Annotated in this window: 15 protein-coding genes; 12 read left to right on the top strand and 3 right to left on the bottom strand. The window is 68.5% G+C overall.

Going from position 1 to position 13,167, the window contains the following annotated elements; translation table 11 throughout:
• Window positions 1-2: 2 nt before the first annotated feature.
• Entirely contained in the window at window positions 3-1,337 is a 1,335-nt protein-coding gene (locus tag ACZ1DY_RS43805; RefSeq protein ID WP_465483175.1) for a 3-oxoacyl-ACP reductase, read from the bottom strand.
• Window positions 1,338-1,429: 92 nt separating this feature from the next.
• On the opposite strand from ACZ1DY_RS43805, the gene ACZ1DY_RS43810 reads away from it, so the two are divergent.
• The 4 genes from ACZ1DY_RS43810 (at window position 1,430) to ACZ1DY_RS43825 (ending at window position 5,015) form a co-directional block, all read left to right on the top strand.
• Window positions 1,430-2,719 carry an acetyl-CoA C-acetyltransferase gene (locus tag ACZ1DY_RS43810; protein ID WP_192747204.1) on the top strand — a complete coding sequence of 430 codons (1,290 nt, stop codon included), beginning with the start codon at window positions 1,430-1,432 and terminating at the stop codon, window positions 2,717-2,719.
• Window positions 2,720-2,789: 70 nt separating this feature from the next.
• The gene (locus ACZ1DY_RS43815) at window positions 2,790-3,743 is read left to right on the top strand and encodes an ATP-binding cassette domain-containing protein (RefSeq protein WP_465483176.1); all 954 of its coding nucleotides are present in this window, start codon (window positions 2,790-2,792) and stop codon (window positions 3,741-3,743) included.
• Window positions 3,740-4,543, top strand: a complete 804-nt coding sequence (locus ACZ1DY_RS43820) for an ABC transporter permease (protein ID WP_037307367.1) — start codon at window positions 3,740-3,742, stop codon at window positions 4,541-4,543. The genes ACZ1DY_RS43815 and ACZ1DY_RS43820 overlap by 4 nt, the downstream gene beginning before the upstream one ends.
• A 100-nt stretch (window positions 4,544-4,643) precedes the next feature.
• Window positions 4,644-5,015 carry a YciI family protein gene (locus tag ACZ1DY_RS43825; protein WP_465483177.1) on the top strand — a complete coding sequence of 124 codons (372 nt, stop codon included), beginning with the start codon at window positions 4,644-4,646 and terminating at the stop codon, window positions 5,013-5,015.
• Between the two features lie 400 nt (window positions 5,016-5,415).
• On the opposite strand, the gene ACZ1DY_RS43830 is transcribed toward ACZ1DY_RS43825, so the two are convergent.
• Window positions 5,416-5,922 (bottom strand): DoxX family membrane protein, encoded by a 507-nt coding sequence (locus tag ACZ1DY_RS43830; RefSeq protein ID WP_192747207.1) that lies wholly within the window; start codon window positions 5,920-5,922, stop codon window positions 5,416-5,418.
• A 129-nt stretch (window positions 5,923-6,051) separates the two neighbouring features.
• Window positions 6,052-7,083, bottom strand: a complete 1,032-nt coding sequence (locus ACZ1DY_RS43835) for a glycerophosphodiester phosphodiesterase family protein (protein WP_465483178.1) — start codon at window positions 7,081-7,083, stop codon at window positions 6,052-6,054.
• A gap of 71 nt (window positions 7,084-7,154) precedes the next feature.
• Between ACZ1DY_RS43835 and ACZ1DY_RS43840 the strand changes: the two genes are divergently transcribed.
• The 8 genes from ACZ1DY_RS43840 (at window position 7,155) to ACZ1DY_RS43875 (ending at window position 13,059) form a co-directional block, all read left to right on the top strand.
• On the top strand, window positions 7,155-7,916 hold the full coding sequence (locus tag ACZ1DY_RS43840) for a MerR family transcriptional regulator (RefSeq protein ID WP_465483179.1): 762 nt from the start codon (window positions 7,155-7,157) through the stop codon (window positions 7,914-7,916).
• Window positions 7,917-8,028: 112 nt separating this feature from the next.
• Entirely contained in the window at window positions 8,029-9,219 is a 1,191-nt protein-coding gene (locus tag ACZ1DY_RS43845) for an ATP-binding protein (protein WP_007032375.1), read from the top strand.
• Window positions 9,220-9,474: 255 nt separating this feature from the next.
• Entirely contained in the window at window positions 9,475-9,624 is a 150-nt protein-coding gene (locus tag ACZ1DY_RS43850) for a hypothetical protein (RefSeq protein WP_007032374.1), read from the top strand.
• 235 nt (window positions 9,625-9,859) lie between these two features.
• Window positions 9,860-10,783 (top strand): bifunctional helix-turn-helix transcriptional regulator/GNAT family N-acetyltransferase, encoded by a 924-nt coding sequence (locus ACZ1DY_RS43855; RefSeq protein WP_465483180.1) that lies wholly within the window; start codon window positions 9,860-9,862, stop codon window positions 10,781-10,783.
• Window position 10,784: 1 nt separating this feature from the next.
• The gene (locus tag ACZ1DY_RS43860; RefSeq protein WP_465483181.1) at window positions 10,785-11,060 is read left to right on the top strand and encodes a hypothetical protein; all 276 of its coding nucleotides are present in this window, start codon (window positions 10,785-10,787) and stop codon (window positions 11,058-11,060) included.
• Window positions 11,061-11,117: 57 nt separating this feature from the next.
• The gene (locus ACZ1DY_RS43865) at window positions 11,118-11,474 is read left to right on the top strand and encodes a YciI family protein (RefSeq protein WP_126736194.1); all 357 of its coding nucleotides are present in this window, start codon (window positions 11,118-11,120) and stop codon (window positions 11,472-11,474) included.
• Window positions 11,474-11,845 (top strand): YciI family protein, encoded by a 372-nt coding sequence (locus ACZ1DY_RS43870; RefSeq protein ID WP_465483182.1) that lies wholly within the window; start codon window positions 11,474-11,476, stop codon window positions 11,843-11,845. The genes ACZ1DY_RS43865 and ACZ1DY_RS43870 overlap by 1 nt, the downstream gene beginning before the upstream one ends.
• Complete coding sequence (locus ACZ1DY_RS43875; protein ID WP_465483183.1) at window positions 11,842-13,059, top strand: RNA polymerase sigma factor; 1,218 nt, start codon at window positions 11,842-11,844, stop codon at window positions 13,057-13,059. Before ACZ1DY_RS43870 ends, ACZ1DY_RS43875 begins: the two co-directional genes overlap by 4 nt.
• The last annotated feature ends 108 nt before the right edge of the window (window positions 13,060-13,167 follow it).

Consider the following 13,167-nt stretch of genomic DNA (forward strand, 5'->3'; position numbering starts at 1 on the left):
GCTCACGCCCCCAGCAGTGCCTGGCCGCAGACGCGGACCACGTTGCCGTTGACCGCGGCCGAAGCCGGGTTCGCGTACCAGGCGATCGTCTCTGCGACGTCGACCGGGAGCCCGCCCTGGCCGAGGCTGGACAGCCGCCGCCCGGCCTCGCGGATGAACAGCGGGACGGCGGCGGTCATCTTGGTCTCGATGAAACCGGGCGCGACGGCGTTGATCGTGCCGCCGTACTCGGCGAGCTTCGGCGCGCCGTCGTTCACCATCCCGATGACGCCCGCCTTGCTGGTGGCGTAGTTGGTCTGGCCGACGTTGCCCGCGATCCCGGCGATCGAGGAGACGCCGATGATGCGGCCGTTCTCGTGCAGCACCTTGTCGGCGAGGAGCTTCTCGTTCACCGCGAGCTGCGAGGCGAGGTTGACCGCGATGACCGAGTCCCAGCCGCCTTCGGTCATGTTGCCGAGCGTCTTGTCCCGCGTGATGCCCGCGTTGTGCACGACGATGTCGACGCCGCCGTGGCGCGTGGTCAGGTACTCGGCGAGCTTCTCCGGCGCGTCGGCGGCGGTGATGTCCAGCTGCAGCGACGAGCCGCCGACCTTGTTGGCCACCTTGGACAGGTCCGCGCCCTGCGCGGGGATGTCGAGCGCGACGACGTGGGCGCCGTCGCGGCCCAGCACCTCGGCGATGGCGGCGCCGATACCGCGGGAAGCGCCGGTGACCAGGGCGACCTTGCCGTCGAGGGGCTTCGTCCAGTCGGCCGGGGCGGATGCGGTCTTGGTCTCGGTGCCCACGCGGATGACCTGGGCGTCCACGAAGGCGGACTTCGACGAAAGCAGGAACCGGATCGTGGACTCAGTGGCCTCTTCGGCACCTTCGGCGACGTACACGAGCTGAGCGGTCGCGCCGCGCTTCAGCTCCTTACCGACGGAACGGACGAAGCCTTCGAGAGCGCGCTGGGCGATCCGCTCGTGTCCTTCGGCCAGTTCCGGCGGCGTCCCGAGGACGACGACGCGGCCCGAGGGCCCGACGCTCCGGATCACCGGGTGGAAGAAGTTGTAGACCTCGCGAAGCTGCTTCGGGTCCTTCACGCCTGTCGCGTCGAAGACGAGCGCGGCGTGCTTGTCGGCCGCCGTCGAGAGGACCTCGATACCCGCGCGGTGCAGCTGGGCCTCGATCACCTTTTCGAGACGGCCGCCCGGCGCGGCACCCAGAAGTGCGGGACCCTCGAGGGCGGGCTGGCCGGGCTTGTACCGGCGGAGCGTGGCGGGGTTCGGCAGGCCGAGCTTCGGCACCACGAACTTCCCCACCGGGGATTTCGTGAACTGCTGGTACCTGTCAGCCATTACGTGCCTCCCGTGCAGTTTGCGTCACGTCGCAGTCTAACCTACTCGCTAGTAGGTTACAGTGTGAGAGAGCCTACGGAGGAGTGGAAAAAATGGCCACGAAAAGGACGGCACCCGTGCGCAAGGTCGCGATCATCGGCGGTAACCGGATCCCCTTCGCCCGCTCGAACGGCCCGTACGCGAAAGCGTCGAACCAGGACATGTTCACGGCCGCCCTCGACGGCCTGGTCAGCCGCTTCTCCCTGCAGGACGAGGTGATCGGCGAGGTCGCCGCCGGCGCCGTGCTCAAGCACGCCCGCGACTTCAACCTCGCCCGCGAAAGCGTCCTCGGCAGCAGGCTGAACCCCGCCACCCCGGCCTCCGACGTGCAGATGGCCTGCGGCACCGGCCTCCAGGCGATCATCAACGTCGCCAACAAGATCGCCCTCGGCCAGATCGACTCGGCCATCGCGGGCGGCGTCGACACCACGTCCGACGCGCCGCTGGCGGTCAACGACGATCTGCGCCAGATCCTGGTGCAACTCAACGCCGCGAAGACGCTGCCCGAGCGGTTGAAGCTCGCCGCGAAGCTGCGCCCCGGCCACATCGTCCCCGAGATCCCGCGTAACTCCGAGCCGCGCACCGGCCTGTCTATGGGCGAGCACGCGGCGCTGACCGCGAAGGTCTGGGAGATCACCCGCGAGGCGCAGGACGAGCTCGCCGCGACCAGCCACCAGCGGCTCGGCGCGGCGTACGACAAGGGTTTCTTCGACGACCTGGTGACGCCGTACCTGAAGCTGGCGCGTGACCAGAACCTGCGGCCGGACTCCAGCGTCGAGAAGCTCGCGAAGCTGAAGCCCGCCTTCGGTGGTCCCGAGGGCACGATGACCGCGGGCAACTCGACGCCGCTGTCCGACGGCGCGTCGACGGTCCTGCTCGCGACCGAGCAGTGGGCCAAGGCGCGGAAGCTGCCGGTGCTGGCGTACCTGACGTTCTCGCAGACCGCGGCCGTCGACTACGTCCACGGCGACGAGGGCCTGCTGATGGCGCCCGCGTACGCCGTCCCGCAGATGCTCACGCGGGCCGGGCTCACCTTGCAGGACTTCGACTTCTACGAGATCCACGAGGCCTTCGCGTCGCAGGTGCTCGCCACCCTCAAGGCGTGGGAGGACCCGCAGTTCGCGAAGTCGAAGCTGGGCCTCGACGAACCCCTCGGCTCCATCGATCGGGCGAAGCTGAACGTCAACGGCTCCTCGCTGGCGGCCGGGCACCCGTTCGCCGCGACCGGTGGCCGTATCGTCGCCACCCTCGCGAAACTGTTGAACGAGAAGGGTTCCGGCCGCGGGCTCATCTCGATCTGCGCCGCGGGCGGCCAGGGCGTCACCGCGATCCTCGAGAAGTAAGCCGTTCGCCTGGAGCAGATCCGGGAAAAACCCCGGTGCCTTTGTCGGTGCCGGGGTCTAGGTTGGCCGCATGTTCGCAGTTCAGGCGAAAGCGCTGGTCAAAACCTACGGGTCCACACGCGCGCTCGACGGGGTCGATCTGTCGATCCCCCAGGGCAAGGTGCTCGGCCTGCTGGGGCCGAACGGTGCCGGGAAGACGACGACGGTCCGCATCCTGACCACGCTGCTCCGCCCGGATTCGGGCGAGGCGGAGGTGGCCGGGCACGACGTGCTGGCCCATCCCGACGCCGTCCGGCGGTCGATCGGGCTCTCCGGGCAGTACGCCGCCGTGGACGAGAACCTCACCGGGTTCGAGAACCTGTACATGGTCGGCAGGCTGTACGGGAGTAAGAAGGCCGCGGCGAAGTCGCGGGCGCGTGAGCTGCTCGTCCGGTTCCGGCTGGAGGACGCGGCGGATCGTCCCGCCAAGACGTACTCCGGCGGTATGCGGCGGCGGCTCGACCTAGCGGGCGCTCTGGTCGCCGAGCCGACCGTGGTGATCCTCGACGAGCCGACCACCGGGCTCGATCCGCGCGGCCGGATCGACACCTGGGAGGTCATCAAGGAGCTCGTCGCCGACGGCACCACGGTGCTGCTGACCACGCAGTATCTGGAGGAGGCCGATCAGCTCGCCGACTCGATCGTGGTGATCGACAAGGGGAAGGTCATCGCGCGCGGCACCGCCGACGAGCTCAAGCAGGAGATCGGCGGCGAGCGACTCGAACTGGTCGTGGCGAACACGAGCGATCTCGCGATCACCACCCAGGTGCTGACCGAGGTCGGCTCGGGCACGCCGTCGGTCGACGAGCACACCCGCAAGGTCGACGTCCTGGTCGAGGGCGGGCCGAAGGCGTTGATCGAGGCACTGCGGCGGCTGGACGGCCACGGCGTCGCCATTCAGGACGTCGCGCTGCACCGGCCGACGCTCGACGACGTGTTCCTTTCGCTGACGGGGCACGCGACGGACGAGGGGGACAAGAAGTGAGCGCGGTCGCGAAGGCCTTTTCCGACGGTGGCGTGATCACCTGGCGGAACCTGAAGAACGTCCAGCGCAACCCGGACTGGCTGATGGCGGCGACCCTGCAGCCGATCATGTTCGTGCTGCTGTTCGCGTACGTCTTCGGCGACGCGATCGGCGGGGAGGCGGGCGGGCTCGCGTATCGCGAGTTCCTGATCGCGGGCATCTTCGCGCAGACGGTCGCGTTCAACTCGGCCTTCACCGTGATCGGGTTCGCGAACGACCTGCAGAAGGGCATCATCGACCGGTTCCGTTCGCTGCCGATCTCCCGCCTCGCGGTGATCTTCGGCCGGACGACGTCGGACCTGGTGATCAGCGTGGTCGCGCTGGTCGTCATGTCGCTCTGCGGGCTGCTCGTCGGCTGGCGGATCCGCGGCAGCTTCCTCGACGCGGTGCTCGGCTACCTGGTGATGCTGATGTTCGCGTGGGCGCTGTCCTGGGTCGGCGCGTGGATCGGGCTCGTCGCGCGCAGCGTCGAGGTCGCGCAGAGTGCCGGGCTGATGTGGATGTTCCCGCTGAGCTTCATCTCGACGGCGTTCGTCCCGGCGGACAAGCTGCCGGGCGTGCTGAAGGCCATCGCCGACTGGAACCCGTTCACCGCGGTGATCAACTCGGCCCGTGACCTGTTCGGGAACCGCTTCGGCGCGGCGCCGACGGGCTGGCCCGCCGAGCACGCCTCGCTGTACGCGATCCTGTGCTGCGTCGCCATCATCGCGATCTTCGCGCCGCTCGCGACGGCCCAGTACAAGAAGGTCGCGAGCCGCTAGAAAAAACTTCTGTGCAGAAATGTCGAACCGCCGTCGAGCCGCTCGACGCGTCGGTGAGGGCGGGGTAGAAACAGCCCCGCCAAGACACTGAGGAGCAGCGATGCGGTTTCTGATGATGCACCGGCTCGACGAGAGCGCCCCGGAAGCCCGGAACCCGAGCAAGGAGTTCATCGAGAAGATGGGCGCCTTCATCGAGGACTCGTTCGAGAAGGGCATCCTGATCACGGCGGAGGGCGTGCACCCGTCGGAGATGGGCGCGAAGGTCCGCAAGGGCCGCGGCGGCAAGATCACCGCGACCGACGGCCCGTTCACCGAGGCCAAAGAGGTCATCGGCGGGTTCGCGCTGTTCAACGCCAAGGACCTGGCCGAGGCCGTCTCGTTCGCCGAGTCCTACGCCGCGCTGTTCGACGAGATCGAGGTCGAGGTGCGCACCGTCGTCGAGGCGGAGGACATCGAGGCCCTCACCTCGTGACCCCGTGCGTTCAGGCGGTCGTGAGTGGCGATTCGGGTTCTAGCCGAGGGTGTCTTAGGTACCTACTGGCTTCCGGCCGTCGTTGACTTCCCGGCCCGGTCTGTGGGGGCCTGGGTGGGCTGGAGCCGGTGTCGCGAAAGCCACTTTCGGGACGTCAGAGGTCTCGAAAGTGGCTTTCGCGACCTGATCACCAGGCCTGGCCACGGCCGACGTTGCGAAAGCCACTTTCGCAACGTTGAAGGTTGCGAAAGTGGCTTTCGCAACCTCGGCCGAGCCCAGCCGGCGGTACCGAGCGCCTCGGGTTCTCGTGAGTGGCGATTCGGGTTCTAACCCGAATCGCCACTCACGACCCACGGCACCGACGACGCCCCGTTGCCTTACCCCTCGCTAGAGGCAGGCGTTACTTCGTGATGGCCTTCTCGGCCTTCTTCGCCAGCTTCTCGGCGCGCTTCTCCGTCTTGGAGGCGGCACGCTTCGCGCGCCAGCCGAGCGACGGCTTGCCGGCGGTGTCGGCGGCGGCGAGCAGCAGGCCACCGGCCAGGCCGGCGTTCTTGATGAACTGGATCTGCTGCTGCTGACGCTCGGCCGGTTCGTTGATCTCCCAGAACCGGTGCGCGGCCAGCGTCGTCGGGACGAGGCTGCCGAGCAGCAGCAGCGAGGCCAGGCGCGGCGCCTTGCCCGCGGCGAGCGCGACCCCGGCCCCGACCTTCACCGCGGCGTCGATCCGGACGAGGGTGGCGGGGTCGCGCGGTACCGACTCCGGCACCACGCCCTCCAGCTTGTCGAAGGACTGGGTGAGGAACGGCTCCGCGGCTTTGGCGTGCCCCTGGGTGTCCCTCAGCGCGCCGATCCCACCGGAGATGAAGATCGCGGCGAGAAGCGGACGTGCGACGCGACGGAGAATCACGGTCGTAACCTTTCTGATCCGGACCCGGGAAACAAACCTAACCCCAGTCTTCCCGCCCGCCACGTCGCCGAACCGCGCTAACGGTGTATCCCGGAATATTTCTCTGGCACTAGATAGAGCTAGATTCCCCTAGCGGGCTCGATACGCCTTGGGCAGCTTGAACCCGCGGTCCGCCGCGACCTCCCGCAGCCGGTCCGGGTAGTCGGTGATGATGCCGTCGACGCCGTCGTCGATGAGCTTGTGCATGGTGGCCGGGTCGTTGATCGTCCAGGGCACGACCTTGATCCCGGCCCGGTGCGCCTCGGTGACCAGCGCCTTCGTCGTGAACGGCCGGTAGTCGGGGTCGCCGACCTTGCCGCCCTGCGGGTTGCCGTGCACCGGCGAGAGCGCCTTCGCGCCGAACGACTTCACCGCGCGGACGGGGCTGCCGCCGAAGTCGTCGATGTCGATCCCGCCGAGCCACGGCGACTTGCCCGGCTGCCCGACCTGCAGGAACTCGGGCTGGGTCAGCGCGACCGTCGGGAGCCACGGCGCGACCTCGCGGAACCGCATCAGCGCGCCCCAGTCGAAGCTCTGGATCGAGACGTTGTGCGCGAACCCGCCGCGCACGATCTCGCGCACCGCCCGCTGGACGAACTGCTCACGCGGCGCCGTCTCGTGCGGCGCGGCGGCCTCGACCTTCGTCTCGATGTTGAACTTGATCCCCCAGGCACGGTGGTCGCGGGCGAGCTGGAAGAGCTCGGCGAGCGTCGGCATCTTGGCGCCGGGGGAGAGCGTCTGGCCGGGATGCGCGGGCTGCCGGATCGAACCGCAGTCCAGCGTGCGGACCTGCGCGAACGTCAGATCCTTCACGTACTTGCCGACGTACGGGTACGCCGGGTCGCCGGGCGTCGCGGGCGCGGTGTCGCGGCACTTCGCGGGGGTGGTCTTGCGGTCGTGGGTGATCACCTCGCGACCGTCCTTGGTGATCTGGATGTCGAGTTCGAGCGTGGTCACCCCCAGCTCCATCGCCTTGCCGAAGGACGCGAGCGTGCTCTCGACCGTGAGGCCGAGCCCGCCGCGGTGAGCCTGGATGTCGAAGGCGCGACGCGGATGCGCGTCGGCGACCCCGGCCGTCGTCAAGGTCAGCGCAGCGGCGATGACCAGCGCGAATGTCTTCATTCGTGAACCATGCCACGGACGGGTGAACTTCGATTGACTTTGACGCAACGTCAACCTCTACCTTCGTGGACATGCCGAACGAGAAGGAGTGGTCGATCCAGGATATCGCCCGCTCGGCCGGGACCACGAGCCGCACGCTGCGCCACTACGGCGACATCGGGCTGCTCGAACCGAGCCGGGTGGGGAGCAACGGATACCGCTACTACGACCAGGACGCGCTGGTGCGGCTGCAACGGATCCTGCTGCTTCGCGAACTCGGGCTGAGCCTGCCCGCGATCGCCGAAGTCCTCGAAGGGGAGCAGGACACGACAGCGGCGCTGCGCACGCACCTGAAGTGGCTGGAGCAGGAGCGACAGCGGCTCGGACGGCAGATCGAATCGGTCAGGACGACCTTGAAGAAGACAGAAAGAGGTGAACAACTGATGGCAACGGAAGTGTTCGACGGCTTCGACCACACGAAGTACGAGAAGGAGGTCACCGAACGCTGGGGCGCCGACGCCTACAAGCAGGGTGACCGGTGGTGGAAGTCGCTGAGCGCCGAGGACAAGAAGGCGCACCAGCAGGAACAGAAGGACATCGCCGCCGCTTTCGGCGAGGCCCGCGCCAAGGGTCTGCCCGCCGACGGTGACGAGGCCCAGGCGATCACGCAGCGGCTGTACGAGTGGCTTCGGCCGGCTGTGCGGGCCGTCTCGAAGGGCTACTTCGCCGGTCTCGGGCAGCTGTACGTCGACGACCCGCGCTACGGGCAGTACGACGAGAAGCACGGTGAGGGGACCGCGGAGTACATCCGTGACGCGATGGCGGTCTACGCCGAGCGCAACCTGCGCGACTAGGGACGAGGGACGGGGCTGCAGACCCGTCCACTCGGAGTAACCCGTCGCGACACGCCTATCCCTCTATGGCGGAATATCGGGTCCACGCTAGAAACGCCGATAGCGTGTGAGAGTGGATCCCATCCGCAACCCCTTCGCCCCGGGCGCCGGTCAACGGCCGCCCGAGCTGGCAGGCCGCGTGCGCGAGCTCCAGGCCTTCGAGGTCGTGCTCGAACGGGTCGCCCGCGGGAGACCCGAACGCAGCCTGATGCTGACCGGCCTGCGTGGCGTGGGGAAGACCGTGCTGCTGGGCGAGCTGCGTTCGCGGGCCATCAAGCACGGCTGGGGCGCGGGCAAGATCGAAGCCCGCCCCGACACCGAACTTCGGCGGCCGCTGTCGGCCGCGCTGCACCGCGCGATCCGCGACCTCGCCGTGCGCCATCGCGCGCCGGACCGGGTCGAGCAGGTGCTCGGCGTGCTCAAGGCGTTCGCGCTGCGCGCCAACAAACCGGACGCGAAGCTCCGTGACCGCTGGCAACCGGGCATCGACGTGCCCGCCGCTCAGGGCCGCGCCGATTCCGGCGACATCGAGATCGACCTGGTCGAGCTGTTCACCGAGGTCGCCGAACTGGCGGCCGACGTCGGCACCGGGGTCGCGCTGCTGATCGACGAGATCCAGGACCTGCTGCCGGAGGACGTTTCCGCGCTCTGCGCCGCCTGCCACGAACTTTCGCAGTCCGGGGCGCCGCTGGTCGTGGTCGGCGCGGGGCTGCCGCACGTGCCCGCCGTCCTTTCGGCGTCGAAGTCGTACTCGGAACGCCTCTTCCGTTACGCGCGTATCGACCGGCTGGAGCGCGAGGACGCCGACCTCGCGGTGATGGCCCCCATCGAACGGGAGGACGCGGGCATCGAACCGGAGGCGCTGGACGCCCTGTTCGACGCGTCGGGCGGATATCCGTACTTCATCCAGGCCTACGGCAAGGCCGCCTGGGATGCCGCGCCGGCGGATCCGATCACCGTGAAGGACGTCCAGGTCGCGGCGCCGGAGGCCGAATCGGAGCTCGCGGTCGGCTTCTTCGGCTCCCGCTACGAGCGCGCGACGCCGGCCGAACGCGAGTACCTGCTCGCGATGGCCGAGCTGACCCAGGGCCGGGACGAGTCCGCCGGTACCGCCGATGTGGCCGTCTACCTGGGGCGGAAGCCTTCGTCGCTGTCTCCGGCGCGGGACAGCCTGATGAAGAAGGGCCTGGTGTACTCCGCCGAACGCGGGCACATCGCCTTCACCGTCCCGCACTTCGGCCACTACCTGCTCGGCCGGGACTAAGCCTCTCTCAGGCTTTATCGCGTAAATCCTAGAAAGCGGTAGAGACCTCTACCGAGGCTTTGCCCTGTCCTCGGCGTTACCAAGAAGTGACCGGGGCCACCAAATCTCTCCGGTTTTACGCTCTTGTTGCCGATGATTCATCGGCAGGTGTGCCAAGTCACCGGATAATCGTTGGCTTCCTTGTGAAAAAGGGTGCATACTAGAAGCACAGCCACGAAGACGCAAGATCTACTCCCAAGGGGATGACAAAAACCGATGAACAACATCGCCGCCAAGCTCCGTGCCCGTCGCGCCGAGGCTCGTACTCGCCGGGCCCTGAACCGGGCGATCGACACCGCGGCCACCGCGACCGTTCGTCAGGAGCTCATCGCTATCTCCCAGGCGCGTCACACGCACATGCGCTGACTCGACAACAACCGTTGTAGGTGTCGCCCGTTCGAGTGACCTACGACACATAGTGCGTGAGGTGTAACGCCGCGGAACGTGGCGTCGATACCCACTACGACCCCGTGATGCTGGCGGACCCCCGACCTGGCAGCATCACGGGGTTTCCATATGTCCACCCCCGGAAAGATTTCTTGCCTTCACCGCTTCGCGGGGTAACACTTGACCCAGTCAACGAATCTGTTGAGGTGGTCAAATGAATCGATCCGCGGACCGGGTGGCGACCGTCCGGGCCTTCAACCGCCTGTACACCGGCGTGATCGGCGTCCTCGACGAAGGACCGGCCGACGCCGAGTACTCCCTGAGCGAAGCCAGGGTCATCTTCGAACTCGCGCAGCAGGATTCGACCCAGGTCACCGACCTGCGCAAACGTCTCGACCTCGACGCCGGGTACGCGAGCAGGCTGCTCGCGAGGCTCGAAGGGCGAGGTCTCCTCACCCGCGAACGCAGTGACGAGGACGCGCGCCGTCAGATCGTCCGGCTGACCGAGGACGGCCGCAAGGCGTTCGCCGTCCTCGACCAACGGTCGGTGGGCCGGATCGGCTCGCTGCTCGGCAAGTTCGGCGAAGACGAGCAGAAACGGCTGCTCGGCGCCATGGACACGATCACCTCGCTGGTCGGTGAGCGCGCCTGGGATCCCACGCTGGTCCTGCGCCCGCCCCGGCCGGGTGACTTCGGCTGGGTGGTCCACCGCCACGGCGCCCTCTACTCCCGCGAGTACGGCTGGGACGAACGTTTCGAAGCGCTCGTCGCCCGTGTCGTCGCGGAGTACGTCGACCGGCGCGGAGACCCGCGCCAAGCGGGCTGGATCGCCGAACTCGACGGCGAACGCGTCGGCAGCGTCTTCTGCATGCCCGCCGAAGACGGCACCACCGCGAAGCTGCGGATGCTGCTCCTGGAACCGGCCGCGCGGGGACGTGGCGTCGGGAAACGCCTGGTCGCCGAATGCGTCGAGTTCGCGAGGGCCTCCGGCTACCAGGCGATGGAACTCTGGACGGTCTCGTTGCTGGAGGCGGCGCGGGCGATCTACCGGAAGGCCGGCTTCCAGCTGGTGAGCGAGGAGACGATCACGGGCTTCGGTTACGAGCTGACCGGGCAGACCTGGCGGCTGGAGCTGTGAGGTGTTCGTCGTCTACTGCCCCACCTGCGACCGCCGGTCCGTGGTCGGGGTCGGCTCGATCGATTTCGTCGACGACCTGACACCGGGCATGATCTCCGTTTCCGGTCGCTGCCCGGATGGCCACTACGCCGTCCTCCTGACCGGGAAGGCCTTCGCGCCCAACGAACCGTGTGTGCGCGAAGTCCGGCAGGTGTTGAAACGGCGGCGTCGCCGGACCAGGCTGAGTGCCTGGTCCGCGCGGCAGCGTGAACTGCACGACCGGCTCTTCCGCTACTGATGTCGATTCGCCGGGGGCTCGTTCGTCTAGGGACCATCGATCCCCAAGGAGGACACCATGCCCCACTACATCGGTTTCATCCGCTCCACCGCGGACTCGCACGACCACCTCGGCCCCGACGAAGCGCAACGTGTGCTCGAGAGCTATCTGGCCTGGGCGGACGAACGCACCAAGGAAGGCCGCTTCGTCGGCGGTGGCGGGCTGTCGAGGGGCGGCCGGGTGCTGCGCGGTTCCGGCGGTGAGGTCGGCGCGACCGACGGACCGCACACCGAGGCCACCGAGATCGTCGGCGGCTACCAGGTGATCGAGGCCGCGGACCTCGACCAGGCGGAGAAGATCTTCGCGACGCATCCGCATCTGGCGTTCGGGCCGATCGAGGTGCGCAAGGTCGGCGAACGCGGTTGCGAGGACTGATGCCGAGGTTCGTCGGTCTGATGACCTTCACCCAGGGCGCCGGGGGCGGGCCGGCCGAAAACGGCATCGACCGGTACTTCGCCTGGCAGGAGGAGCTGCGTTCGTCCGGCAAGCTGGTCGCGGCCGCCGGGCTGGCCCCGGAATCGCGGGTGGTGCGTGCCGGGACGATCACCGATGGCCCGTTCACCGAGGCCAGCGAGATCGTCGCCGGGTATCTCGTGGTCGAGGCCGCCGATCTCGATGAAGCGGCGAAGCTGTTCGAAACGCATCCGATCGCGGTGGACGGCGTCGGGATGTTCGTGGTCAGTGAGATCGCACTCGACCTCGACACGCCTCGGGAGGAACACCTGAGTCGTTCCGGGCTGTCATGAGCCGCCCGGCCGGCGTGGTGGAGCATCTGTTCCGGCACAGTGCCGGGCGGATCGTCGCCACGCTGGCCAGGGCGCTCGGGCCCGAACGGCTGGATCTCGCCGAGGAGGCCGTCGCCGACGCGCTGGAACAGGCGCTGCGCGCCTGGCCGCAGTGCGGGGTGCCGGACAACCCTCAGGGCTGGTTGTTCCGCGCCGCACGGAACCGGGCGATGGACGTCGTCCGGCGCGAGCGGACCTTGCGCACGCTGCTGCCGCGGCTCGTGGAACTCGACGGTCACGAGGACGGCCGCGGCACGGACGACGAACTCGTGCTGATGTTGCTGTGCTGTCATCCCGCGCTGCCGACGGTCTCGCAGGTGGCGCTGACGTTGAAGACGGTCGGCGGACTCGGCGTGAACGAGATCGCGGCGGCCCTGCTGACGAAACCGGCGACGGTGGCGCAGCGGCTCGTGCGGGCGAAGAAGTGGTTGCGGGAGTCGGGAAAGCCGCTGTCACTGCCCGGACCGGACGCACTGGAGTCCAGAGTGGACAGTGTGCTGGCCGTGCTCTATCTGCTCTTCAACGAAGGCTACGACGCGACGACCGGAGAGGTCGCGGTGCGCGGCGAACTGTGCGGGGAGGCGATCCGGCTGGGGCGGCTGCTGCTGGCCGAGCCGAAGACGGATCTGCCGAGGGTGCGGGCGCTGGTCGCGCTGATGCTGTTGCAGGGGAGCAGGCTGCCCGCGCGGGTCGACCGGGAGGGGGACCTGCTGCTGCTCGACGAACAGGACCGGGACCGCTGGGATCACGCGATGATCGCCGAGGGGACGCGGCTGTTCGAGCGGGCGTGCACCGGGCCGGAGATGTCGGCGTACCACGTCGAGGCGGCGATCGCGCTGTGCCACAGCACGGTTTCGCCGCCGGACTGGCGGCGGATCGTCGGCCTGTACGACGATCTGCTGGCGCTGCGGCCCTCGCCGGTGGCGCGGCTGAACCGCGCGATCGCGCTTTCGATGGTGGACGGCGCCGCTGCCGGGATCGCCGAACTCGAAGCCATCGAGGCCGACCTGCCGGATTACACCCTTCTGCCCGCCGTGCTCGGCGCACTGTGGCAGCGGGCCGGCGACCCGGCGCGAGCCGCGGAACACTACCGGCGAGCGCTCGCGCTGCCCTGCTCGGAACCGCAACGCCGCTTCCTCACCCGACGCCTGACGGCCTGCTCAGCGACGCCCTGACCAGCGCTTTTGCTTTGCCTCGCGCGTTACCCCACCCCCCACCACTCCCAGGGGGGCGCGCCCCGCACCAGCGTATCGGGAGGGGGTGCCGCGGGGGCGGGGGCGGAG

It is taken from the genome of Amycolatopsis sp. PSD-21, assembly GCF_055561455.1.